At 71.4% G+C, this 24,090-nt stretch carries 22 protein-coding genes; 16 read left to right on the top strand and 6 right to left on the bottom strand.

All coding sequences use genetic code 11. The features are described 5' to 3' along the window. Window positions 1-4 precede the first annotated feature (4 nt). Window positions 5-1,030 carry an NAD-dependent epimerase/dehydratase family protein gene (locus tag ABT053_RS11970; RefSeq protein WP_350968942.1) on the top strand — a complete coding sequence of 342 codons (1,026 nt, stop codon included), beginning with the start codon at window positions 5-7 and terminating at the stop codon, window positions 1,028-1,030. Beyond that, a complete protein-coding gene (locus ABT053_RS11975; protein ID WP_350968943.1) occupies window positions 1,027-2,187 on the top strand; it encodes a 1-acyl-sn-glycerol-3-phosphate acyltransferase in 1,161 nt (386 codons plus the stop codon). Before ABT053_RS11970 ends, ABT053_RS11975 begins: the two co-directional genes overlap by 4 nt. 66 nt (window positions 2,188-2,253) lie before the next feature. Here the strand turns inward: ABT053_RS11975 and ABT053_RS11980 are convergent, their stop codons facing one another. From ABT053_RS11980 to ABT053_RS11990, 3 genes are all read right to left on the bottom strand, one after another. Then, window positions 2,254-3,153 carry an HAD family hydrolase gene (locus ABT053_RS11980; RefSeq protein ID WP_502991734.1) on the bottom strand — a complete coding sequence of 300 codons (900 nt, stop codon included), beginning with the start codon at window positions 3,151-3,153 and terminating at the stop codon, window positions 2,254-2,256. A gap of 382 nt (window positions 3,154-3,535) precedes the next feature. Further along, entirely contained in the window at window positions 3,536-4,225 is a 690-nt protein-coding gene (locus ABT053_RS11985) for a DUF5667 domain-containing protein (RefSeq protein ID WP_350968945.1), read from the bottom strand. Between the two features lie 157 nt (window positions 4,226-4,382). After that, complete coding sequence (locus ABT053_RS11990; protein WP_502991736.1) at window positions 4,383-5,027, bottom strand: sigma-70 family RNA polymerase sigma factor; 645 nt, start codon at window positions 5,025-5,027, stop codon at window positions 4,383-4,385. A 202-nt stretch (window positions 5,028-5,229) separates the two neighbouring features. On the opposite strand from ABT053_RS11990, the gene ABT053_RS11995 reads away from it, so the two are divergent. Next, the gene (locus tag ABT053_RS11995; RefSeq protein WP_350968946.1) at window positions 5,230-7,125 is read left to right on the top strand and encodes a putative quinol monooxygenase; all 1,896 of its coding nucleotides are present in this window, start codon (window positions 5,230-5,232) and stop codon (window positions 7,123-7,125) included. A 262-nt stretch (window positions 7,126-7,387) separates the two neighbouring features. Here ABT053_RS11995 and ABT053_RS12000 read toward each other — a convergent pair whose 3' ends face one another. Continuing rightward, window positions 7,388-7,645: a glutaredoxin family protein gene (locus ABT053_RS12000; protein WP_350968947.1), complete on the bottom strand. Its 258-nt coding sequence runs from the start codon at window positions 7,643-7,645 to the stop codon at window positions 7,388-7,390. Window positions 7,646-7,939: 294 nt separating this feature from the next. Here ABT053_RS12000 and ABT053_RS12005 point away from each other — a divergent pair, with 294 nt between their 5' ends. The 7 genes from ABT053_RS12005 to hemL all read left to right on the top strand — a co-directional run bounded on the left by ABT053_RS12005 (window position 7,940) and on the right by hemL (window position 16,130). Next, window positions 7,940-8,647, top strand: a complete 708-nt coding sequence (locus tag ABT053_RS12005; protein WP_350968948.1) for a redox-sensing transcriptional repressor Rex — start codon at window positions 7,940-7,942, stop codon at window positions 8,645-8,647. A gap of 52 nt (window positions 8,648-8,699) precedes the next feature. After that, window positions 8,700-10,040, top strand: a complete 1,341-nt coding sequence (locus ABT053_RS12010) for a glutamyl-tRNA reductase (protein WP_350968949.1) — start codon at window positions 8,700-8,702, stop codon at window positions 10,038-10,040. 44 nt (window positions 10,041-10,084) lie between these two features. After that, window positions 10,085-10,957 (top strand): hydroxymethylbilane synthase, encoded by an 873-nt coding sequence (gene hemC / locus ABT053_RS12015; RefSeq protein WP_502991737.1) that lies wholly within the window; start codon window positions 10,085-10,087, stop codon window positions 10,955-10,957. Continuing rightward, window positions 10,954-12,534, top strand: coding sequence for a bifunctional uroporphyrinogen-III C-methyltransferase/uroporphyrinogen-III synthase (locus ABT053_RS12020; RefSeq protein WP_350968952.1), 1,581 nt, complete (start codon window positions 10,954-10,956; stop codon window positions 12,532-12,534). Before hemC ends, ABT053_RS12020 begins: the two co-directional genes overlap by 4 nt. Window positions 12,535-12,880: 346 nt before the next feature. Further along, window positions 12,881-13,867, top strand: coding sequence for a porphobilinogen synthase (gene hemB, locus ABT053_RS12025; protein WP_350968953.1), 987 nt, complete (start codon window positions 12,881-12,883; stop codon window positions 13,865-13,867). Window positions 13,868-14,059: 192 nt separating this feature from the next. Beyond that, window positions 14,060-14,701, top strand: coding sequence for a bifunctional DNA primase/polymerase (locus ABT053_RS12030; RefSeq protein WP_350968954.1), 642 nt, complete (start codon window positions 14,060-14,062; stop codon window positions 14,699-14,701). 130 nt (window positions 14,702-14,831) lie between these two features. Then, window positions 14,832-16,130 (top strand): glutamate-1-semialdehyde 2,1-aminomutase, encoded by a 1,299-nt coding sequence (hemL, locus tag ABT053_RS12035; RefSeq protein ID WP_350968955.1) that lies wholly within the window; start codon window positions 14,832-14,834, stop codon window positions 16,128-16,130. 492 nt (window positions 16,131-16,622) lie between these two features. On the opposite strand, the gene ABT053_RS12040 is transcribed toward hemL, so the two are convergent. Then, on the bottom strand, window positions 16,623-17,216 hold the full coding sequence (locus ABT053_RS12040) for a Uma2 family endonuclease (RefSeq protein ID WP_350968956.1): 594 nt from the start codon (window positions 17,214-17,216) through the stop codon (window positions 16,623-16,625). A gap of 43 nt (window positions 17,217-17,259) precedes the next feature. Next, window positions 17,260-18,141, bottom strand: a complete 882-nt coding sequence (locus ABT053_RS12045) for an EamA family transporter (protein WP_350968957.1) — start codon at window positions 18,139-18,141, stop codon at window positions 17,260-17,262. Between the two features lie 74 nt (window positions 18,142-18,215). Between ABT053_RS12045 and ABT053_RS12050 the strand changes: the two genes are divergently transcribed. The 6 genes from ABT053_RS12050 to ccsA all read left to right on the top strand — a co-directional run bounded on the left by ABT053_RS12050 (window position 18,216) and on the right by ccsA (window position 23,862). Continuing rightward, a complete protein-coding gene (locus tag ABT053_RS12050) occupies window positions 18,216-19,211 on the top strand; it encodes a LysR family transcriptional regulator (RefSeq protein WP_350968958.1) in 996 nt (331 codons plus the stop codon). Window positions 19,212-19,309: 98 nt separating this feature from the next. Next, window positions 19,310-19,948 carry a histidine phosphatase family protein gene (locus tag ABT053_RS12055; RefSeq protein WP_350968959.1) on the top strand — a complete coding sequence of 213 codons (639 nt, stop codon included), beginning with the start codon at window positions 19,310-19,312 and terminating at the stop codon, window positions 19,946-19,948. Window positions 19,949-20,004: 56 nt separating this feature from the next. Next, window positions 20,005-20,574 carry a TlpA family protein disulfide reductase gene (locus ABT053_RS12060; protein WP_350968960.1) on the top strand — a complete coding sequence of 190 codons (570 nt, stop codon included), beginning with the start codon at window positions 20,005-20,007 and terminating at the stop codon, window positions 20,572-20,574. A 27-nt stretch (window positions 20,575-20,601) separates the two neighbouring features. Then, window positions 20,602-21,336, top strand: coding sequence for a cytochrome c biogenesis CcdA family protein (locus tag ABT053_RS12065; RefSeq protein WP_350968961.1), 735 nt, complete (start codon window positions 20,602-20,604; stop codon window positions 21,334-21,336). Continuing rightward, window positions 21,336-22,922, top strand: coding sequence for a cytochrome c biogenesis protein ResB (resB, locus tag ABT053_RS12070; RefSeq protein ID WP_502991738.1), 1,587 nt, complete (start codon window positions 21,336-21,338; stop codon window positions 22,920-22,922). The genes ABT053_RS12065 and resB overlap by 1 nt, the downstream gene beginning before the upstream one ends. Continuing rightward, entirely contained in the window at window positions 22,912-23,862 is a 951-nt protein-coding gene (ccsA, locus tag ABT053_RS12075) for a cytochrome c biogenesis protein CcsA (protein WP_350968963.1), read from the top strand. Before resB ends, ccsA begins: the two co-directional genes overlap by 11 nt. Window positions 23,863-24,090: the final 228 nt, after the last annotated feature.

The following is a 24,090-nucleotide window of genomic DNA, read 5'->3' on the forward strand; positions in this document are numbered from 1 at the left end:
GCCGATGACCCACACCGTGCTTGTCACCGGGGTCTCGCGCCACATCGGCGCCCGAGTGGCGAGCGTTCTCGCGGATGACCCGGACATCGACCGGGTCATCGGAGTGGATACGGTGCCGCCGCCCTCGCTCTCACGTGATGGCGGCGTACCTCTCGGCCGGACGGAGTTCGTCCGCGTCGACCTGCGCAGCCCCGACATCGCCCAGGTGATCGCGGCCGCCGACATCGACACCGTCGTTCACATGAGTCTGGTGAGCGCTCCTCCCAGGAGCGGCGGCCGCGCGCTCATGAAGGAGCACAACGTCATCGGCACCATGCAACTGCTCGGTGCCTGTCAGCGGTCCGCGACGGTCCGCCGGGTCGTCATTCGCTCGACCACCGCCGTCTACGGTTCCTCCCCGCACGACCCCGCGGTCTTCACCGAGGACGCCGAGCCGGGAGAGCCGCCGAGCCGTGGCTACGCCAAGGACGCCTCCGAGGTGGAGGGCTATGTCCGGGGCTTCGCCAGGCGGCGCCGCGACGTGGCCGTGTCGACGCTCAGGTTCGCCAACTTCATGGGACCCGGCGTCGACTCACCGCTGACGCGTTACTTCACCCAGCCCGTCCTGCCGACCGTGCTCGGGTTCGACCCGCGGCTGCAGTTCGTCCACGAGGACGACGCGGTCGAGGTGCTGCGGCGGATGGCGATGGAGGACCACCCCGGCACGTTCAACGTCACCGGAGACGGCGTGCTGCTCCTGTCGCAGTGCGCGCGCAGGGCGGGCCTGCTCCCGATGCCCGTCCCCTCTCCGGTCTTCCGTTTCATGGGCGACCTCGCCCGGAGCGCGGGACTGGTCGGATTCTCCCCCGAGCAACTCCGCCTGATGTGCCACGGGCGCGTGGTCGACGGCACCGCGCTGTCGACGGCGCTCGGCTGGAGGCCGAAGTTCTCCACCGCGGCCGCCTTCGAGGACTTCGTCCGCGCGCGTGACCTGGCCGGAGGCCTTCCCGCCGCCCTGGTGGACATGGTGTCCCGGCCGGTGGCCGGATGAGCGAGACGGTCGCCGGGAGCGAGGACGCCGAGGTGATTCCCATCACCAGGGCCCGCGCCTCCCGCGAACACCGGCACCTCCCCGATACGCCCGACGCGCCTTCCAGCACGCCCGACGCGTCTGACGCGTCTCCCGATACGTCCGACGCGTTTTCCGGTACGTCCGACGCCTCCTTCCCGGAAACGTCCGACATGTCCGGCGACCCTTTTTCAGAGGCGTCCGGTACGTCCGGCGAACCCCTCCCAGAGGCGTCCGACCGGTTCGACCCCGACGCCGGGTGGCCTTTCCCAGAGCCGTCGAGCGGCGAGGAGGGCGGCGATCACCGGTTGACCGGGTTGCTCGCCTTCCTGCGCCGCCGGGTGACCGGAGACTACGAGGTCGACGAGTTCGGGTTCGACGCGGAGCTCACCGACAGGGTGCTGCTGGAGCTGATCCGCCCGCTGTACCGCCACTGGTTCCGCACCGAGACCGTGGGCACGCACAACGTGCCCGGCGACTCCGGGGCCCTGATCGTGGCCAACCACTCCGGCACCCTCCCGCTCGACGGGCTCATGCTGCAGGTGGCCCTGTACGACGACCACCCCGCGCGTCGCGCGCTCCGCCTCCTGGGGGCCGACCTGGTCTACCGGCTCCCGGTGCTCGGCCACCTGTCCCGCAAGACCGGCCACACCCTCGCCTGCCGCGAGGACGCCGACCGGCTGCTCCGCAAGGGCGAGGTCGTCGGCGTCTTCCCCGAGGGTTTCAAGGGGGTCGGCAAGCCGTTCTCCGACCGCTACCGGCTGCAGCGCTTCGGCCGGGGCGGCTTCGTCGCCTCCGCCATCCGCGCGGGCGTGCCGATCGTGCCCTGCGCCATCGTGGGTGCGGAGGAGATCTACCCCAAGATCGGTGACCTGCGGCTCCTGGCCAGGGTGCTCGGTCTTCCCTACCTGCCGGTCACGCCGCTGTTCCCCTGGCTGGGGCCCCTCGGGCTGGTCCCGCTCCCGTCCAAGTGGATGATCGGCTTCGGCGAGCCGATCCGCACCGACGAGCTCGACCCCGCCGACGCCGACGACCCCATGCTGGTCTTCAACCTCACCGACCAGGTCAGGGAGGTCGTCCAGCAGCAGCTCGACGAGCTGCGGCTCAGGCGCGGCCACGCCTTCCCGCCCTTCCTCTGATCCTCCCGGGACCCTTCCCCGGGGCTTCGAGGCCCGTGGCTCTCCGGCGTACCCCGAGCGGAGGGGTCAGCGGCCGGAGCGGTAGTGGCGGCGCAGGGCGACGGCGGCGGCGATGCCGCCCGCGACGGCTCCGGCACCCGCCGCGATGGGCAGGCCGATCATGGTCGCCTTGCGCCCCGTACGGAAGTCCTTGATGTCCCAGCTGTTCTGCCGGGCGAACTCGCGCAGCTCGGCGTCCGGGTTGATCGCGGTGGCGCGGCCGACGAGGGAGAGCAGGGGCAGGTCGTTGGCCGAGTCGCTGTAGGCGGCGCAGCGGGACAGGTCGAGCCCCTCCCTGCGGGCCAGGGCCCTGACGGCCTCCGCCTTGGCGGGGCCGTGGAGCAGGTCGCCGACCAGGCGGCCGGTGTAGACGCCGTTCTCGGTCTCGGCGACGGTGCCGAGCGCGCCGGTCAGGCCGAGGCGCTGGGCGATCACCCGGGCCAGCTCCACCGGGGTCGCGGTGACCAGCCAGACCCGCTGGCCCGCGTCGAGGTGCGCCTGCGCGATGGCGCGGGTGCCCGCCCAGATGCGATCCGCCATCACCTCGTCGTAGATCTCCTCGCCGAGCCGGACGATCTCCTCGACCTTGCTGCCCGCGACGAAGGCCAGCGCGGTCTCCCTGGCCTCGTCGATGTGCGCGGGGTTCTCGTCGCCGCGGATCCGGAAGACCAGCTGGCCGATCGCGAACCTGAACAGATCCTTGCTGGTGAACAGGCCCCGGGAGGCGAGGCCGCGGGCGAAGTGGTAGATGGAGGCGCCACGCATCATGGTGTTGTCGACGTCGAAGAAGGCGGCGGCCACCGGGTCGGGCTCGGCCATCGGCATCGCCACGGCGGCCGCGGCGGCGACCTCGCCCGCCGCGACCTCCCCGACCGTCGCCCGTCTGGCCGTCTCCGCTTCGTCCCGCCGTCGTAGTAGCCGCCTCATAGCACCTCAGCTTAACCGGGACACAGGGGTGAGATCGGTAGCGCCGGTATGAGTTGGATGTGACGTCTTGGTGTCGTACGACATCCCGCGATCCCCGGCGGGACCGGGGATCGGGTTACGCCGGCGCGGTCCGGGGCGGGAGGGCGGCCCGGCGGTCCGAGGCGGTGGGGCGGGTTCCGTCGTGACGTTCCAGGCCGGGAGGTCCGGGCCGGGAGGTCCAGGCTGGGAGGTCCAGGCTGGGAGGTCCAGGCTGGGAAGGTCCGGGGGCGGGAGGTCCGGGGTACGAAGGCGGCTCGGCCGTTCGAGACGGTGAGGCGGGTTCCGTTGTGACGTTCCAGGGCGGGAGGTCCGGGACGGTGAGGCGGGTTCCGTGCCGGAGCGGTCACCCGGGTGGGGCGAGGCCCTCGATGTAGTTGAGGTAGACGTGGGCCTTGCGCTGGTTCTCCGCGCCCATCTTGGGGATCATCCCGGCGATCTGGGTGCGCTGTTTCTGGACGAAGCGCTTGAGCTCCTTGGCGCTCGCCGAGTCGCGCCGCCGCATCTGCCGCAGGGAGGTCACCGCGGAGCGCGTGGTGTCCTCCATGGCCTGGAGGGTCTCCCCGATCACCTCCTCGCGCTCTCCCTTCCCCTCGCCCTCGCCGGAGCCCAGGAGTTCCTTGACCTCGCGGGCGCGGGTCTCGGCGTAGCCGAAGGAGCGGTCGGCCCGTTCGGCGTCGTCGCTGCTCAGGTGGAACAGCGTCCTCTCGGCGGCGCGCTTGAGCGGGTAGAAGGTGTCACCGGGCATCGACCGGTAGGTCCACATCCCGGACACCACCATCGCGGCCACCATGGCGATGCTCAGCAGCTGCGGGAGCAGCCCCGCCCGGGACCTCCGCCGGGAGTGGCGGGGGCCCGCCGGCCGCCGCTCGGGGACGTTTTCCCCGGAACCGGGGGGAGACTGCGTGAGCTGCTCGCGGAGCCTGGCGTTGAACTCGGGTCTGGGGGTGGCCGTCATGCGGGCGCCGAGCCGTGACACGCGGTCCTGAATGCGCGCCTGCGACCTCCGCGAGAATCCGGGCAGCCACTTCCCCATGAACGCTCCCTGCCGCCCCCAGCTCATGATCCATCGGTGTCACTTGCCTAACGACGACTCGGCACGGCAGGTTACGCGCTGCGCGACATCGGCATGGGAACATTGTTTCGGGCATGACGGCCGTAACCGGGAGCCGGCAGGCCCGGGCGGGCCGGTCTCAGCTGAGGTCCGAGGGCAGCGCGCGGGCCAGGGCGCGGATCGCGCGAAACTGGAGTGCCTTGATGGCGCCGCTCTTCTTGCCCATGATGAGCGCGGTCTCCGCCAGCGACATGCCGTGCAGGAAGCGCAGCACCACGCACTCCTGCTGCTCGGGACCGAGGTCGCGGACGGCGGTGAGCACCCGGTCGCTGATCATCGCGGTGACCACGGCGTTCTCCGGGATGTGCGGGCCGTCGAGCGGGGTGTCGATCACCTCGGCCGTCGTGACCTCAAGCCGGTACCTGCCGGACTTGAAGTGATCGGTGATCAGGTTCCTCGCGATGGTCACGAGCCAGGCCCCGAAATCACGCCCTTGCCACGTGAAGTCCGTGATCCGGCGGAGTGCGCGGAGAAAGGTCTCGCTCGTGAGATCCTCGGCCAGCGGGTGTGAGCCGACCCGGAAGTAGACGTAGCGATACACCAGGGTGAGGTAACGATCATAGAGCGTGCCAAAAGCGTCCGTGTCTCCGGTTTTGGCACGCAAAACGAGCCTCCGGAGTTCTTCGGAGGCATCCTCACGCACGGTGAGGTCACTACTGCGGACGGGCTGGGCTACCCCGGCTGTCGTGGGGAGGTGCCCGGCGAGCGGCCACGTTTCAGGCATCCGGTATCCCTGAGGGGAGGGGGTACGGCGTGCTCGATCACTCTAGAAATGAAGTGGAAATTCCACAATCCACTTTGATGCGTCGTGACTGGGGGTAACCGCCGGATACGGTGTGGGGTCGGTCGTTTCAGACCGGCACCGGGAGCCAACCGAGGGTTCGGCTACCGGTTGGGGGGTAATGTCCGGCAGCATTGGAGACACCATGGAAGTCCTCGTCGCTGTCATCGCCTTCGCCGGTGCATTGCTCGCAGCCATCGCCACCGGTGCTCTCGTCAGTCGCCTCCGCAGTGAGCCCAAAGGCTGGCTGATCGCCTGGAGCATCACGACGGCGTCTCTCTCCGTCTCACTCGGAGTAATCGCCACCGGTTACCTGATCGGGTTTGGGGCAGGCACGTTCCGTATTTATCAACTGACCGGATCCATGCTGGCGCCCCTGTGGCTCGCCGTCGGGGTCATCCAGTTGCTGGCCCGCAAGAGCACGGCCAGGTTCTCCTCCTGGCTCCTGGGGATCGCTCTCACCGTCATCGCCACGGTGATCCTGGCGATCGACCCGGTCCTGCAGGAGAAGGACTTCTCCAAGGTCCTCCCGCTGGGCAGCCGTCACTGGAACCTGCCCCCGGCCTACCTGCTCGCGGCCGTCCACGTGATCGTCGTGCTCGTGCTGCTGGGCGGGCTGCTGCTCGCGGTCCTCCGCTGGCGCGGCGGCGACGACTACGACGCCGACAACATGCACGCCCTCCTGGTGCTCGGCCCCACCGGCCTCGCCCTCGTCGGAGCCGTCAGCTTCGCGGTGCCCGGCATGTTCACCGCGCTCCTGCTCTTCGTCACCGCCGCCGCGGTCTGGTACGCCATGCTGCGCCCGCTCGCGCCCTACGAGGACGACGACGAGGACGCCGACGACGCGGACGACGAGTGGGAGAACCGTCCCCCGCAGCCGCGCCGCCCCGAGCACCAGCCCCGCGACGTGCAGGTCGCCGGCCGCCGCGTGACCCCGGAGGGTCCCCCCACCCGCGCCCTGGCCGAGGAGACGCCCCGCCGTTCGGGCCTCGGCGACCTCGTGGCCGAGTACCGGGCGGGTGAGCAGGACGTCGACTACGCTGCGCGCATGCGGCAGCAGCAACCCCCACCACCCGACGACCGGTTCGGCGGCCCCGCCACGGGGATGTTCATGGCGGGCGAGTACGGCATGCCGCCCGCCGACCAGCCGCCCGGCGGCGACCCCGGCAGGCGCGGCGGCGACCCCGGCAGACAGCAGCCGCCGCCGGTCACCGGCCAGTTCGGCATGCAGGGCGTGCCCGGCCCCGCGACCGGTGAGTACAACATCCCGGCCCACGAGTTCGGCAGGCACGGCGCCCCCGGTTCCGGCAGGCAGCCGGGTCCGGGCACCGGCGAGTTCGGCAGGCCGGGGGGCACGGGGGAGTTCGGCAGGCCCGGAGGACCCGGGGGACCCGGCACCGGTGAGTTCGGCAGGCCCGGTGAGTTCGGCAGGCCCGCGGGACCGGGCACCGGCGAGTTCGGCATGCAGGGCGTGCCCGGCCCCGGCAGGTCGGGCAGCCTCCAGCCGATGCCCGCCGACCAGGCCTTCGGCGGCGCGCCCTCCCCGGGCTCCGAGCAGGGGCGCGGAGGCTCCCGGGGCTACGACCGGGGAGGCCCCCAGGGCTACGACCAGGCGTTCGGCTCCGCCCCCTCGACCGGCGCCATGTATCCGGGCGGGCCGGGAATGCCGGGCGGTGCCGGTGACCTGCCGGGCGGCTCGAACCGCCCCTCGCCGAGCATCTTCGGCCTGCTGACCGTCTTCACCCTGCTCGACGGCACCGGCGAGAGGTTCGACCGGCTCGCGGAGGAGACCGTCGAGGCGGTGCGCCGCTCCGAGCCCGACACGCTCGTCTACACCTGCCACTCGGTGAAGTCGGCGCCCCTCCAGCGCATCGTCTACGAGCTCTACCGGGACGAGGTCGCCTACAGCGATCACCAGCGCCAGCCCCACACCCAGCGCTTCGTCACCGAGCGCCAGGTGATGGTGCTCGCCACCAATGTGATCGAGCTCACGGTGAACGCCGCGAAGGTGATGCCGCTCCCGACCGCCTTCAGGTCGTGAGCGCGGCCAGGTCGTGAGCGCGGCGCGGGCGGCCTCTCAGCTGGGCACCCGCGAGGCAGACCCGGGCGGGGAGATCCTCAGCCGCCGAGCACGAGCGTGGAGGTTCCCAGCCGTCGAGCCCAGGCGCCGAGCACGGGCGAGGACATCCCCAGGCGTCGAGCGCGGGCGAGGACACCCCAGGCGTCGAGACGCGGGCGGGGAGGCGTCCCCGGGCGTCAGAGCGCGGGCGGGAGCATCCTCAGGCGTCGAGGGGTGAGGAGCGTCAGGCATCGGGAGCGCCGAGGGCGGCGCGCAGGCGGTTCTCGTCGACGCGCCAGAAGTCGTGCTGCACTCCGTCGACGAGGGTGACCGGGATCATCTCCCAGTAGCGGGCCTGGTCCTCCTCGGAGGCCGTTATGTCGCGTTCCTCCCACGGGACGCCGAGGTCCGCGGCGACCCGCTCGATCACCGCCCGCGCGTCGTCGCACAGGTGGCAACCGGGTTTGCCGAGCAGGGTGATGCGATGGTCTCGCGGTGACATGACCGCCACGGTAGCCGAGCCGCGGCGGCGCGACGGCCCTCGCGGCGAGGGGTGAGGATCCGGTCTCGCGGCCGGGAGAACCCTGTGGCGACGGGGCTCGTACCCGCCGAAGGCGCAGGTCAGGTGCCTGGTGAGGGGGTCGGACGACGGACCGGAGGGGGACGCGGCCAAGATTGTGAACACTCACTTTGTGCACCGGTTCACAAAAGGACTAACCTGAATGACAGTGGTTTCACCTCGTCATCCGTCGCGTCCGGGCCGCGCCGGCCGCCTGTCCCCCTGGAGTTCCGGCACGTGATCCGCCGTCTGTCCCAAGCCCGCGAACGCGGCATCCCCGAGGCGACCGTCGCCCGGCTGCCGCTCTATCTGCGAGCGCTGAACGGCATGGCCGAGCGTGGCCTGGCGACCGTGAGCTCGGAGGACCTCGCCGTCGCGGCGGGCGTCAACTCCGCCAAACTCCGCAAGGACCTCTCCCACCTGGGGTCGTACGGCACCCGGGGGGTCGGCTACGACGTCGAGTACCTCATCTACCAGATCTCCCGCGAGCTGGGCCTCACCCAGGACTGGGCCGTCGCCATCGTCGGAGTGGGTAACCTCGGGCGTGCGCTCGCCAACTACGGCGGGTTCGTCTCCCGCGGGTTCAGGGTCGCGGCGCTGCTCGACGCGGACCCCGAAGTGGTGGGCGACCACATCGCGGGATTGAATGTGGAGCACATCGACGAGCTGGAAGCCGTCATAAGGCGGCGGGGAGTGTCGATCGTGGTGCTCGCCACACCGGCCCTGGCCGCCCAGCAGGTGGCCGACCGGGTCGTCGCCGTAGGAGTGACCAGCATCCTGAACTTCGCCCCCGTCGTCCTTTCCGTGCCGGAAGGCGTTGATATCCGTAAAGTCGACCTGTCGATTGAATTGCAGATCTTGGCGTTCCACGAGCAACGCAAGGCGGATCGGATGAGTGGGGGGCCCGCGATGGCCGAGGAGTGGCCCGAGGCGGTGGACTTGTGAGGAGACACGGCGCACGAGCCTCCCGGAGCGGTCTGAAGACGGGAGAGGGCCGATGAGCGTTCTCGTCGTCGGCCTGAGCCACCGGACGGCACCGGTGGCCCTGCTGGAGCGGGTCTCCGTCTCCGGCGACTCGCTGGTCAAGCTGCTCCACGACATCCAGCAGGACGTCCACGTCGCCGAGACCATGGTCGTCTCGACGTGCAACCGGGTCGAGATCTACGCCGAGGTCGACCGGTTCCACGCCGCGGTGACCTCGCTCTCCCGGCTGCTCAGCGCCCATTCCGGCGTTCCCATGGAGCAGCTGGCCTCCCACCTCTACGTGCACTACGAGGACCGCGCCGTCGAGCACCTGTTCTCGATCGGCTCCGGCCTCGACTCGATGGTCGTGGGAGAGGGGCAGATCCTCGGCCAGGTGCGTTCGGCGCTCAGGCTCGCCCAGGAGGAGGGCACCCTCGGCCCGACGCTCAACGAGCTCGTCCAGCAGTCACTGCGGGTGGGCAAGCGCTCGCACACCGAGACCGGCATCGACCGGGCGGGCGCCTCCCTCGTCGGGGTGGGGCTCACCCTCGCCGAGCGCGCCCTCGGCCCCCTCCAGGGGAAGCGGGCCCTGGTGGTGGGCGCGGGCTCGATGAGCGCCCTGTCGGCCGCGACCCTGCAGCGGGCGGGCGTCACCGACATCGTGGTGGTCAACCGGACCCACGACCGCGCCGTACGGCTGGCCCAGACGGTCGGCGGCAGGGCCGCGGCGTTCGGCGACCTGGTGGCCGAGCTGGCGGAGGCCGATCTGGTCATCTCCTGCACCGGCGCCACCGACGTGGTCATCACGGCCGACATGGTGACCCCCCGTGAGACGTTCCTGCTGGACCTGGCCCTGCCGCACGACATCGACCCCGCCGTACGGCGGCTGCCCGGGGTGACGCTGGTCGACCTGGGGTCCATGCAGGAGGGCGAGGCCGACGCCGGCACCGACGACGGCGGCCGCGCCGAGGCGGTCGCCGCCGTGCGCGGCATCGTCGCCGAGGAGGTCACCGCCTACCTGTCGGCCGAGCGCGCCGCGCGCGTCACGCCGACCGTGGTGGCGCTGCGGAGCAAGGCGGCCCAGGTGGTCGAGGCGGAGCTGGGGCGGCTCGTCGCGCGGGTCCCCGATCTTGAGGGGCGCGTCAGGGACGAGGTCGGCCAGACCGTCAGGCGCGTGGTCGACAAGCTGCTCCACGAGCCCACCGTGCGCGTCAAGCAGCTGGCGGAGTCCCCGGCGGGTGATCATTACGCCGAAGCGTTGCGTGAGCTGTTCAATCTTGACCCGAAGGTGCCCGAAGCGGTGAGGCGCATCGAGACGATCGACGCCGAGCCGGGTAAGAACACCGAGCCGAGCAAGAAGGAGGCAGGCCTGTGAGCAGCGTTTCTCCTCCGCTCCGGCTGGGAACCCGGCGGAGCGTCATGGCGACGACGCAGTCGGGCCTGGTCGCCGCTCGCCTCACCGAGCTCACCGGCGCGGCCGTCGAGCTGGTCGGCGTCACCACCTTCGGCGACGTGACCAAGGCCGACCTCACGCAGCTCGGCGGCACGGGGGTCTTCGTCAGCGCCCTGCGCGACAAGCTGATCGAGGGCGAGATCGACTTCGCGGTGCACTCGCTGAAGGACCTGCCCACCACGCCCGACCCGCGCGTGGTCATCGCGGCGATCCCGCCGCGCGACGACCCCAGGGACGCCCTGGTGAGCGTCGCCAAGCTGGCCGACCTGCCGTCCGGCGCGAAGATCGGCACGGGCTCGCCGCGCCGGATCGCCCAGCTCAGGATGATCCGTCCTGATCTTGACTACGTGCCGATCCGCGGCAACGCCGACACCCGCATCGGCAAGGTGACCTCCGGCCAGCTGCAGGGCGTCGTGCTCGCCGCGGCCGGGCTCGGCCGGCTGGGCCGCGACTCCGAGATCTCCCAGGTCTTCGAGGTCGAGGAGATGCTGCCCGCCCCCGGCCAAGGGGCGCTGGCCGTGGAGTGCCGCTCCGGCCGCGCCGACCTGGTCGAGCTGCTGAGCGTGCTCGACGACGCCCGCACCCGGGCCGCGGTCACCGCCGAGCGCGCGGTGCTCAACGCCCTGGAGGCGGGGTGCGCCGCCCCGGTGGGCGCCTACTCGGCCGAGAACGGGCCCGATCTGATCCTTACCGCCGCCGTCGTCGCCGTCGACGGCAGGCGCGCGGTGCGCAAGTCCACCGCCGGAAGCTCTTCCGCGCCCATGGATCTCGGCCGCGACCTCGCGGCCGAGATGATCGCGGAAGGGGCCGGCACGTTGATAGGGGAGCGAGCACATTGAGCTCCGGAAGTACCACCTTCGAGCGCCCGTCCGGGTTCGTCGCCTTCGTCGGCGCCGGTCCCGGGGACGAGGGCCTGCTCACGCTGCGTGGCGCCGACCTGCTTGCCAGGGCGGACGTCGTCATCCTCGACCGGGAGGCGTACGGCCCGCTGTTGCGCCACTGCAGGGAGGACGTCGAGATCGTCGACGTGGCCGAGGACGGCGCCGTCTCGCTGAAGGTCGTCAAGACCGCCAAGGGCGGCAGCGGCGTCGTTCGGCTGTGCGCGGGCGACCCGATGTTCTTCTCCTCGATCACCGAGGAGGTCGCGGCCTGTGCCAAGGCGGAGGTGGACTTCGAGATCGTGCCCGGCGTGCCGCCGGCGACGGCGGTGCTCACCTACGCGGGGATCCCCGCCGCGGTGTCGGTGCCCGAGTTCCGGGTCGTGGACGCGACCCAGATCGACGACTGGTCCGCGTACGCCACCGGGGCGGGCACCCTGGTGATCTACAACGGCGTCGCCGAGGCCGTCCCGATCGGCAAGGCGCTGATCGCGGCGGGCCGTCCCGACTCGACGCCCGTGGCGGTGAGCAGCGCGGGCACCACCACCGAGCAGCACACCGTGGTGACCACGCTGGGCCGTCTCGCGCCCGATCTCAAGCACGCGGGGATGACCGAGCCCGCGCTGATCGTGGTCGGCGAGGCCGTCGGCATGCGTGACCGGCTGTCGTGGTTCGAGACCAAGCCGCTGTTCGGCTGGCGGGTGCTCGTGCCCAGGACCAAGGAGCAGTCGGCCAGCCTGGTCGAGCAGCTGCGCTCGTACGGCGCGGTGCCCGAGGAGGTCCCCACGATCTCCGTCGAGCCGCCGCGCACCCCGCAGCAGATGGACCGCGCGATCAAGGGCCTGGTCACCGGCCGCTACGAGTGGGTCGCCTTCACCAGCGCGAACGCGGTCAAGGCCGTGCGCGAGAAGTTCGAGGAGTACGGCCTGGACGCCCGCGCGTTCGCCGGGCTCAAGGTCGCGGCCGTAGGCGACAGCACGGCGCGGGCGCTGGTGAGCTTCGGCGTCAAGCCCGACCTGATGCCGTCCGGCGAGCAGTCGTCGGAGGGCCTGCTGGCCGAGTGGCCCCCGTACGACTCGATGCTCGACCCGATCAACCGGGTGCTGCTGCCGCGCGCCGACATCGCGACCGAGACGCTCGTGGCCGGGCTGACCGAGCTGGGCTGGGAGTGCGACGACGTGACCGCCTACCGGACCGTCCGCGCCGCGCCGCCGCCCGCCCCGACCCGCGAGGCCATCAAGGGCGGCGGGTTCGACGCGGTGCTGTTCACCTCGTCGAGCACCGTCCGCAACCTGGTGGGCATCGCGGGCAAGCCGCACAACGTCACGGTCATCGCGGTGATCGGCCCGCAGACCGCCAAGACCGCCGAGGAGTTCGGGCTGCGCGTCGACGTGATGGCCGACAAGCCCTCGGCTTCCGCCCTCGCGGCGGCGCTGGCGGAGTATGGTGCCAAGCAGCGGCAGGCCGCCGTCGTGGCGGGGGACACCCCCCGCAGGCCCTCGCAGACCCGGCGAGGGGCCCGGCGCCGCGCGAAGTGACCTCGAGACGCGCCGAGTAACCTTGGAAGTGGCGCCCGCCCGCGCACGACGGGCGGGCAGGCCGCGTTCGACGGCCTTGGGGTCAATGATCCTGGGTTCGACGGCCTTGGGCTCGACGATCCCGGGCGAGCGCCACGGGGCGTGGTCGTCGCCGTGAGGATCGGCGTCGCGGTCGGCGTCGTGGCCGGCACCGTGTCGCGCTGGAACGGACCTGCGTCACGCCGGGACGGTCGGCGTCGCGTCACGTCGATCGGCACCGCGCCGCGTCGAGCGGCGAGCCAGGAAACACACACCGAGCTCCTCCGGCCCGCGGATCCCCTACCGGCCGGGGAGAGGGGGAGACAGCATGACGGCCCAGTTCCCTGTCGCGCGACCGCGCAGGCTCCGTCGTACGGCACCGATGCGCAGGATGGTGGCCGGGACCCGGCTGCACCCGGCGGAGCTGGTGCTGCCGATGTTCGTGAAGGAGGGCATCGCCGAGCCGAACCCGATCGGCTCGATGCCCGGGGTGTTCCAGCACACCCGCGACTCGCTGCGCAAGGCCGCCCACGAGGCCGCCGAGGCCGGGGTCGGCGGGCTGATCCTGTTCGGCGTCCCCGAGGTGAAGGACGGCCGGGGTTCGGCCGCCGACGACCCGGAGGGGATCGTCCAGCTCGCCGTCGCCGACCTGGTCGCCGACGTGGGCGACACGCTGGTGGTGATGACCGACACCTGCCTGGACGAGTTCACCGACCACGGGCACTGCGGCATCCTGACCCCGGAGGGGGAGGTCGACAACGACGCCACCCTGGAGCGCTACGCCGCCGCGGCGGTGGCCCAGGCGCGGGCCGGGTCGCAGGTCATCGCGCCGAGCGGCATGATGGACGGCCAGGTCGCGGCGATCAGGGCGGCGCTGGACGGCGACGGCTTCGAGCAGACCCCGATCCTCGCGTACTCGGCCAAGTACGCCTCGGCGTTCTACGGCCCGTTCCGCGAGGCGGCCGAGTGCGCTCCCCGGTTCGGCGACCGCAGCGCCTACCAGCAGGACGCGGCGGGACCGGTCGGCGAGGCGCTGCGCGAGGTGCGGCTGGACCTCGACGAGGGCGCCGACGCCGTCATGGTCAAGCCCGCGCTGGCCTACCTCGACATCCTGCGCCAGGTGCGCGACGCTGTGGACGTCCCGGTGGCGGCGTACCAGGTCAGCGGTGAGTACGCGATGGTCGAGGCCGCGGCGGCGAACGGCTGGATCGACCGGGACCGGGTGATCATGGAGTCGCTGGTCGCGATCCGCAGGGCCGGGGCCGACATGATCCTCACCTACTGGGCGACCGAGGTGGCCGCGAAACTGGGATGAGATCGACGGCACGTACCGAGAACTGGAGGTTCGTCGCTTGATGGAGAAGCGTGTGCGTTAGAGTGCGATAACCGGTGCGGATGTGTCCCAGGTGGCGTAGACCCTGGGTATTTGACGTTCTTCACTGACCAGAGTGGGACAGGTCGATCGCATCCGGGTGGCACGCGGGATGCGCGGACGACGGAGGACACAATGGTCGGGGTACCGATGGTTCGTCGAAGTAGACGGCATGCTCATCCGAAGCAGATGATCAACTCTGTGCTGGAGTACGCCGCCCTCGGCTGGGCGAGCTGTCCCGGCGCGAGGCCGCTGAAGGGCGGTTCGCGCTCCTGTTCCTGCGACCGGATCGGCTGTCCCGACCCGGGGGCCCACCCGCTCTCGCGGGCCTGGCAGATGCAGGCCACCACCGACCCCACCCTGCTCACCAACTGGTGGCGGTACGAGCCCGAGGCGAACGTGGTCCTGCCCACGGGGCGGGTGTTCGACGTCTTCGACGTACCGCTCGCCGCGGGGCGCACCACCCTCGCGAACATGGACTCCGCGGGAGCCACCTCGGGCCCGGTCGCCGTCAACGGCGACCGGGCCCTGTTCTATGTGGCCACCAGGAACGCCTCCGACGACGAGGACGAGTGGTGGACCTGCGCCCTCGACTTCGGCCCGTCCAGCATCGACGAGATGCCCGGCCTGCGCTGGCACTGCCGCGACAGCTACGTCCTCGCCCCGCCCTCGCTGCTGCCGACCGGGGGGACCGGTTCGTGGCTGCGCCCGCCCGACGGGCGCCCGCTGCCCGACCCGCTCCGCGTCCTCGACTGGCTCGCCGACACCTGCGAGTGAGTCCTCTCGCCCGTGCCCGCCCGTGCCCGCTCGCGAGGCCGGACGGCCGGATCCTGATCGCGCTCTCGCTGTCCGTTACGGCGGTGTACGACGGCTGAGAGCCCGTCTTCCGGTGGCTACGCTGGAGGGCGTGAGCCGTACTGAGAACTCCGAGGCCCTGTTCGCCCGCGCACGCGAGATCGTCCCCGGGGGCGTCAACTCCCCGGTCCGAGCCTTCGGCGCCGTCGGCGGGACGCCGCGCTTCATGACCTCGGGGCAGGGCCCCTACATCACCGACGTCGACGGCAACCGTTACGTCGACCTGGTCTGCTCCTGGGGGCCGATGATCCTTGGCCACCGGCACCCCGCCGTGATCGAGGCCCTGCAGGAGGCGCTGCGCGACGGCACCTCGTTCGGCACGGCGACACCCGGCGAGGTCGAGCTCGCCGAGGAGATCGTCGCCCGGGTGGAGCCGGTGGAGAAGGTCCGCCTGGTCAGCTCCGGTACCGAGGCCACCATGTCCGCCGTGCGGCTGGCCCGCGGGTTCACCGGCCGGTCCAAGATCGTGAAGTTCGCGGGTTGCTACCACGGCCACGTCGACGCCCTCCTCGCCTCGGCCGGTTCCGGCGTGGTGACCTTCGGCCTGCCCGACACCCCCGGGGTGACCGGCGCCTCGGCCGCCGACACCGTGGTGCTGCCGTACAACTCGGTCGAGGCGGTCACGGAGGCCTTCCGGGCCTTCGGCTCCGACATCGCGTGCGTGATCACGGAGGCGTGCCCGGCCAACATGGGGGTCGTCCCGCCGCTCGACGGGTTCAACGCCGCGCTGCGCGAGCTGTGCACCGCGCACGGCGCGCTGCTGATCGTCGACGAGGTGCTCACCGGCTTCCGGGTGTCGGAGTCCGGCTGGTACGGGCTCGACCCGGTCGACGCGGACCTCATGACCTTCGGCAAGGTCATGGGCGGCGGCCTGCCCGCCGCCGCGTTCGGCGGGCGCGCCGACGTGATGGCCCATCTCGCGCCGGAGGGGCCGGTCTACCAGGCCGGTACGTTGTCGGGAAACCCGCTGGCCTGCGCGGCCGGTCTGGCGACCCTGCGCGCCTGCGACGAGGGGGTCTACGACCGGGTCGACGCCGCGGCGCTGGTCATCGGCCGCGCGACGGCCGACGCCCTGTCCGCGGCCGGGGTGCCGCACCGCCTCCAGCGTGCCGGGAGCCTGTTCTCGATCTTCTTCACCGACGAGCGGGTCACCGACTTCGCCGCCGCCCAGAAGCAGGACACCGCCGCCTACCGGGCGTTCTTCCACGCGATGCTCGACCAGGGCGTCTACCTGCCGCCGTCGGCGTACGAGGCGTGGTTCCTGTCCTCCGCCCACGACGACGAGGCCCTCTCCCGCATCGCCGAGGCTCTTCCGGTCGCCGCGAAGGCCGCCGCTCAGGCTTCCGCTTAGAGGTACGGGTGTTCGCCGGCCGGGCGTGCGCGGGTGTGTTCGTCGGTTGTCCGGCCGGTGAGTGCCGGGTTCGCGCTCCGGTGGGTGGGTGCTCCGGGCGGCCGTCGTTGGTGGCGGCTCCGGTGTGTCAGGCCTCCGGCCTGGCGGGCGCGCTGCTCGCGGATTTTTATAAGCCGCCCGGAACACCCACCCACCTCCGCACACGACTCGTCTCGCCGTATGTCGTGTGGGCCGTAGTCGCTCTGTGTCGGGCCGCCCACTGGGCCCTTTGACGCTGAAGCAATCCGTACGGGGGCGTTCGGGGTCTGGCACCGTAGCTGAAGCGCCGGTGCGGAAAGGAGCGCACGGGCGCTCGCCGGGGCTCGCTCGCCGTACGAGGCCCGTGGGGGCGTGCTCTGGACTGCTTGCCGGGGAGACGGCCTTGGCCGAAGGCGATGTCCCGACGACCGGCGAACCTTCGGCGGATTCGACGGTCTGGGCTGATCTGAGTGCCTACCTGGGCAGGTCGCCGAGGTCGATGGTGAGCGGGAAGGGCACCGGGACGGTCAGCCGGTCGTGGTGGATGCCGGTGAGGGCATACGCGTGGGTGGCGGGGTCGAGCTCGTAGACGTAGACCACGGGGGAGCCGCCGTTGTTCTCCACCCGCCAGAAGTGCGCGATGCCCGCCTCGGCGTAGCGGGACGGCTTGGTCTTGCGGTCGCGATCCTCGGACTCGGGGGAGACCACCTCGACGGCGAGGTGCACCTCGCCGGGGGTGTAGAACGTCCGGTCGTCGTCATCGGCCGCTTCCGCGTCGACGACCACGACGTCGGGGCAGGGACGCATCCGATGGCCGAGCTTGACGTCCATCCGGGTCACGACCGCGAGCCGCTCGGGAGCCCGGGTCTTCAGAGCGATCGCCAAGCCGGTCAGGACGCGCTGGTGGAAACGTGTCTGGGGGGCGGCGAAGACGAGTGCTCCGTCGATCAGCTCGACGCGTTCGAAGAAGCCGGGTTCGCCGTCGGGGCCTTCGCCGAGGCGGTCGAGGTCGTCGGCGGTCCAGCCTTGCGGGGGTGGGGACGGCCAGTGGTCAAGGGCGGCATCCATGCCGGTCACCGTAGCTTCCGGCTCCGTCGCCCGCCGGGGTCATTCAGACTCTCTCCGCTTCCGGTGTCCTGTCCGTCAGGGTGGGCGTACGGGCTCGGGTGCTGGCGTAGAGGACGCCGGAGAGGATCAGGGCGGCGGCGGTGAGTTTGGCGGGGGAGAGGGATTCGCCGGTGAACAGGGCGGCCGAGGTCATGCCGAAGAGGGGGATGAGCAGGGCCGACGGGGCGACCACCGAGGCGTCGTAGCGCTTGAGCAGGAAGCCCCAGATGCCGAAGCCGCCGAGGGTGGCGATCAGGGCCACGTAGATCACCGACAGGCCGCCCTCCACCGAGAACTCCAGCCGGGGGACCCCCTCCACCAGCAGGGCCAGGACCATCATGGGGATGGCCGCGACCCCGCAGATCCAGACCATGAAGCGGAACGAGTCGGGCGGCGCGGCGTTCCTGATCACGATGTTGCCCACGCTCCAGAAGAACGCCGCGCCGACGACCAGCAGGAACGCGCCGATGGGGCCGCCGGAGCCCAGGTCGGCGGCGATCAGTGCCAGACCGGCGAACGCGACCGCCATGCCGGTGATCCGCCGCCGGGTGAGCCGTTCCCCCAGCAGGAGAACCGCCAGGACGGCGGTGAAGACCGCCTGGATCTGGACGACGAGCGAGGTCAGCCCGGCGGGCATGCCCGCCCGCATGCCCATCAGCAGCAGGGTGTACTGCCCGATGCCGAGGGTGGCCCCGGCCACGAGCACCTTCCGCCAGGGCACTCCGGGGCCGCCGACGAGCAGTACGGCGGGGAAGGCCGCCAGCAGGAAGCGCAGCGCCACGTAGAACAGCGGGGGGAAGTGCCGGAGCCCCGCTTCCATGACCACGAAGTTGAAGCCCCACATGGCGGCGAGGCCGATGGCGAGGAGAAGGTGCCGGGTACGCATCCAACAATCGTCGTTTCCAACGATATTTCAGCACAAGTGAGACTTTCTGGCGGGTGCCGTTTAGGATTGCTTACATGTTGGATCTCAACCGGCTCAAGGCCCTGCACGCGGTCTCCGTCTACGGCTCCGTGGGCGCCGCGGCCGAGGCGCTCATGGTGACCCCCTCCGCGGTCTCCCAGCAGCTGGCCAAGCTGGAGCGGGAGACCGGCGCGACCCTGCTGGAGCGCAACGGGCGCGGGGTGCGGCTCACCGACGCGGCCGGGCTGCTCGCCGACCACGCCGAGCGCATCCTCGCGCTGGTCGAGACCGCGGAGGCCGACTTCGAGGCGCTGCGCGGCAAGGTCGTGGGGCGGCTGAGCATCGGCGCCTTCCCCACGGCGGCCCGGGGCCTGATGCCCGCCGCGCTCGTCCTGCTGCGCACCCGCCACCCCGACCTGCGCCTCCAGCTCACGGAACGCGAGCCGGAGCGGCAGATCCGCGAGGTGGGCAGGGGCGAGCTCGACCTCGCGGTGATCCAGGACTGGATGAACCGCCCGATCGCGATCCCCGAGGGGCTGTCCAGGGCCACGCTCTTCGACGACATCGCCGACGCGATCCTGCCCGCCGCCCACCCGCTCGCCGACCGGTCCGAGATCGAGCTCGCCGAGCTGTCCGGGGAGCAGTGGATCAGCTCCGCGCCCGGCACGGTCTGCCACGACTGGCTGGTCCACACGCTGCGCTCGGCCGAGCTGGAGCCGGACATCATCTGCATGACGGACGAGTACCCGACCCAGATGGCCCTCGTCGCGGCGGAGCAGGGATGCGCGATCATTCCCCGGCTGGGCCGCGACTTCGTCCCGCCGGGGGTGCGGGTCGTCCCGATCCGGTCGCGCCCGACGCGCAGGATCTACGCGCTCTGGCGGAGCGACGCCGCCCGGCGCCCGGCCATCCGCGCCGCGGTCGAGGCGCTGAAGGCCGTCTCCGCCGACTTCCGCGGCCCCGTGTCCGAGCCGGTCGGGCCGGTCGGGCCGGTGGCGGCTCCGCCGGTGGTCTCCCCGGTGGCTTCGAGCGGTCCCGGCGGCTCCGGGTGACCCCGGGTGACCCCGTCCCGCTCCATCCCGTCCCATCCGACCCGAGTGGCCCACCTGCCCGGCCACCAACCCGTACCTGTCGGTAGGCTGGCGGCACCATGGCTGAGACCACCGTCGTTCACCTCCTGCGCCACGGTGAGGTGCACAATCCCGCTAACGTCCTGTACGGCAGGCTTCCCGACTACCACCTCTCCGACAACGGCCGGCAGATGGCCGAGACGGTGGCGAAGACGGTCGCCGGACGTGACGTCACCGCGCTGTTCTCCTCGCCGCTGGAGCGTGCCCAGGAGACGGCCGCCCCGTTCGCCGAGACCTTCCACCTGGACGTCACGGTCGACGAGCGGCTCATCGAGGCCGAGAACATCTTCGAGGGCCTCTCCCTCGGCAGGGGCGACACCCTCTTCCGCAACCCGCGCTTCTACCGCTACCTGTGGAACCCGCTCCGCCCCTCCTGGGGGGAGCGCTACACCCACCTGGTCAGCCGGATGAGGGCCGCGATCGACGCCGCCCGCGACGCGGCGCGCGGCCATGAGGCGATCATGGTCAGCCACCAGCTCCCGATCTGGACCATCAGGCTCGCCGCCGAGGGCAGGCGACTGCCGCACGACCCGCGTCGCAGGCAGTGCGGCCTCGCCAGCCTCACGAGCTTCTCCTTCGACGGGAACCGCCTGATCGGCGTCGGATACAGCGAGCCCGCGGCGGCGCTCGTCAAACGCCCCACTGTGCCGGGCGCCTGACCCCGCCGGTACAGTGATTGCTCTACCGCTTGTAGTACAGGGAGCCTCCGTCACCCATGCGCGCACAATCCTTCGCCGCCGCCGCGCTGCTGATCGCCGTGGCCGGATGCGCCGGAAACCAGGGATCGCAGCCGCAGACCGGCGACACCCGCTTCGTGGCGGGCGACGGCAAGATCACCCTGTTCCAGGCCGCTGACCGCAAGGTCGCCCCGCAGGTCCGGGGAGAGACCCTCGACGGGGGCACCGCGAGCCTCGCGGCCCACAAGGGCAAGATCGTGGTACTCAACTTCTGGGCCTCCTGGTGCGCGCCCTGCCGGGCCGAGGCGCCGGTGCTCAAGGACATCTCCGCCAAGACGAAGGCCGGCGGCGTGGAGTTCCTCGGCGTCGACTTCAAGGACCGCAAGGCCGACGCGCTCGCGTTCGAACGCAGCCACCAGCCGGGTTACCCGAGCATCTTCGACCAGCCGGGCAAGGTCGCGCTCTCCTTCCAGGGCACGGTCCCGCCCGCGGCCATCCCCTCCACCCTGATCATCGACCGCCAGGGCCGGATCGCGGCCAGGGCCCTCGGCGCGGTCAAGTACACCGACCTCCTCGACGCGGTGACCAAGGTCCGCGATGAGGGCTGACGGCTCCGGGCGACGGCCGGGCCCGCGATGAGCGCCGACCTCGTGGGCACCGTCGCGAGCGGCTCGCTGGCGCTCGCGCTGCCGATCGCGGTCGCGGCCGGGCTGGTGTCGTTCCTGTCGCCGTGCGTGCTGCCGCTGGTCCCCGGCTACCTGTCGTACGTGACCGGCATGAGCGCCGACCCCCGGCGGGGGCGCATGGTCGCGGGCATCGTGCTGTTCGTCCTGGGCTTCTCCTTCGTGTTCGTGGCCGGAGGAGCGCTCTTCGGCGGCCTCGGCGCGGCCCTGTTCGGCAACGCCGGGATCATCACGCGGGTGCTGGGCGCCCTCACGATCGTGCTCGGCCTGGCCTTCATGGGGGTCGTCCCGGGGCTGCAGCGCGACTTCCGCATCCACCGGCTCCCGGCCGCCGGTCTGGCCGGGGCACCCCTGCTCGGCCTGGTGTTCGGCCTGGGCTGGACCCCCTGCATCGGCCCCACCCTCGGGGTCGTGCTCACCCTCGGCCTGAACGAGGGCAGCGCCGGTCGCGGCGCGATCCTCGCCTTCGCGTACGCGCTCGGCCTCGGCCTGCCGTTCGTGGCGGCCGGGCTGGCGTACAGCAGGGCGCTGAGGACGTTCAAGGCGGTACGCCGGCACTCGCGGCTGATCACGCGGGTGGGCGGCGTCATGCTCGTCGTCGTCGGCGTGCTGCTCGTCACCGGGCTCTGGGAGCAGCTCGTCGCGATGACCCAGGGCTGGGTCGGCGGATTCGAGCCGGTGATCTGATGGTGTCCGTCGACCCGAGGACGGGGGAGCGAAAGGTGAGCGAGGCGCAGCGGCCCACGGGTCTCGGGGTCCTGGGGTGGGCGCGCTGGTTCTGGCGGACGCTCACCTCGATGCGGACCGCGCTGATCCTGCTGTTCCTGTTCGCGCTGGGCTCCATCCCCGGCTCGATCTGGCCGCAGCGCGGCGTCTCCGACGCCAAGGTCTTCCAGTACTTCGAGGACAGCCCGCGACTGGCCGAGTGGCTGGACCGGTTCTGGCTGTTCGACGTGTTCCAGGCGCCCTGGTTCGCCGCGATCTACCTTCTGCTGTTCGTGTCCCTGATCGGCTGCGTGCTCCCCCGCACCGCGACCCACCTGCGGGAGCTGCGCAGGAAGCCGCCCGCGGCGCCGCGCAACCTGAGCAGGCTGCCGCAGCACGCCTCCTTCGAGGCCGACCTCACCGTCGAGGAGGCGGCCAAGAGGCTGCGCGCCAGGCGGTTCCGGGTGACCACGGGGCCCGGCTGGGTCGCCGGGGAGAAGGGCTACCTGCGCGAGACCGGCAACCTGCTCTTCCACGTGGCCCTGCTCGGCCTGCTGGTCGCGGTCGGGGCCGGGTCGCTGTACGGCTACCGGGGCAACGTGCTGGTCGTGGAGGGCGAGGGGTTCGCCAACACGGTCGCCGCCTACGACCGCTACATGCCGGGCCCCCAGGTGAACGCCGAGTCGCTGGAGCCGTTCTCCTTCACCGTCGACGACTTCCAGGCGACCTACATCGCGAAGGGCGAGAAGGCGGGGCAGGCCCTCGACTACGAGGCCAGGCTCAAGGTCGAGGACGCCCCGGGCGCCGCCCCGCGCGACTACGTCCTGAAGGTCAACGAGCCGCTGGACGTCAACGGCACGCTGAGCTACCTGATCGACCACGGCTACGCGCCGACCTTCAGGATCACCGACGGCAAGGGCCAGGTCGCCTTCGACGGCCCGGTGCCCTGCCTGGTCGTCCAGCCCGCCACCTTCACCTCCGAGTGCGTGATCAAGGTCCCGGACGCGCGGCCCGAGCAGCTCGGCATCCTCGTCGGCTTCCTGCCGACGACCGTCCCGATGGGCACCGAGTGGGTCTCGGTCTTCCCCGGCGCCGCCAACCCCACCGCCCAGGTGTACGGCGCCTTCGCCGGCGACCTGGGCCTCAAGGACGGCCGGCCGCAGTCGGTCTACGAGCTCGACCCGGCGAGCCTCAAGAAGATGAAGCCGCTGGTCATGAAGGCCGACCCGCTGGACGTCGGCGGGAAGCTCACGCTCCCGAACGGCGCGGGCTCGATCGAGTTCACCGGCGTGAGGGAGTGGATCGCCCTGCAGATCACCCACGACCCGGGCCGGATGCCCGCGCTCGTGGCCTCGATCCTCGCCGTCCTCGGCCTCGTCCTCACCCTGACCGTCCGCCGCCGCAGGGTGTGGGTGCGGATCCACGAGGACCGTACGGTCGAGGCGGGCGGCCTCACGCGCACCGAGGGCGGCGATTTCGGCGAGGAGTTCACCGAGATCGTCTCCGCTTTGAACCCAGGAGTTTTGAACCCGGGAGTTACCGATTCAGGAGTGAAGGATGTCCGCTGAGGTCGACGCCGGCCTCGCCACGTTGAGCGACCAGCTCATCCTGGCGACGGTGCTGCTCTACGTCTCCGCAATGATCGCTTACGCCCTCGACCTGGCCTTCGGCCGGGCCGCGGCGGCACCGGCCCGCGCCGAACGGCTCGTTCCGGCCACCGTCGGCGGGGGCGCCGCCGATTCCGTCCCGGCTGAGGGCGGTCCCACGGAGAAGGCGCCGCCCGCCTGGACGGTGTGGGCGGGACCGGTGGCCGTCGGGCTGAGCTGGCTCGGCTGGGCCGCCAACCTCGCCTCCCTCCTCACCCGCGGCCTGGCCGTGGACCGGTGGCCGTGGGGCAACATGTACGAGTTCGTGGTCGCGATGTGCTTCGCGGCGGTGAGCGCGTTCCTGTTCATGCAGCTCCGCTACCCGGTCCGCTTCCTGGGCGCGTTCGTCACGGTCGCCGCCGCGCTGGGGCTGGGCTTCGCCGTACGGTACCTGCACGTGCAGGCCGGTCCCGTGGTGCCCGCGCTGAACTCGTACTGGGTCGCGATCCACGTGTCCGCGGCGATCGTCGCCAGCGGGCTGTTCATCGTGGCCGGGGTCTCCGGCATCCTCTACCTGGTCAGGAAGGACACCGCGGTCCGGCTGCCGTCCCGGCAGGACCTGGAGCGGGTCGCGCACCGGGCCATCGTGATCGGCTTCCCGATCTGGACCTTCGCCGTCATCGCCGGGGCGCTCTGGGCCGACAAGGCGTGGGGCCGTTACTGGGGCTGGGACCCCAAGGAGATCTGGGCGTTCATCACCTGGATCGCCTACGCCGCCTATCTGCACGCCAGGGCGACCGCGGGCTGGAAGGGAAAGGCGGCCATGATCGTGCAGCTCGTCGCCTTCGCCTGCCTGCTGTTCAACCTGGTCGGGGTGAACATTTTCCTCGGGGGGCTGCACTCCTACGCCGAGGTTCCCTGAGTTCCGGGCCGATTCCCGGCATCGGGATGATTCTCGATGCCGAGACTTCCCCGGGCCGAATTTTCACATCGGAATTTTCCGGCGAATTTCCGCGCCGTGGTTCACGCTGATTTCACGCCGGATTCCCGGCGGGTTTCCAGCCGGAATTCCCGGCCGATCGGCGTGATCGGCCGATCACGCCGATCGGCTGTATGGCTGTGTGGCCGCACGGCCATGCGACCACATGGC

The sequence above is a fragment of the Streptosporangium sp. NPDC002524 genome (genome assembly GCF_040295985.1).
Classification (GTDB): Bacteria; Actinomycetota; Actinomycetes; order Streptosporangiales; family Streptosporangiaceae; genus Streptosporangium.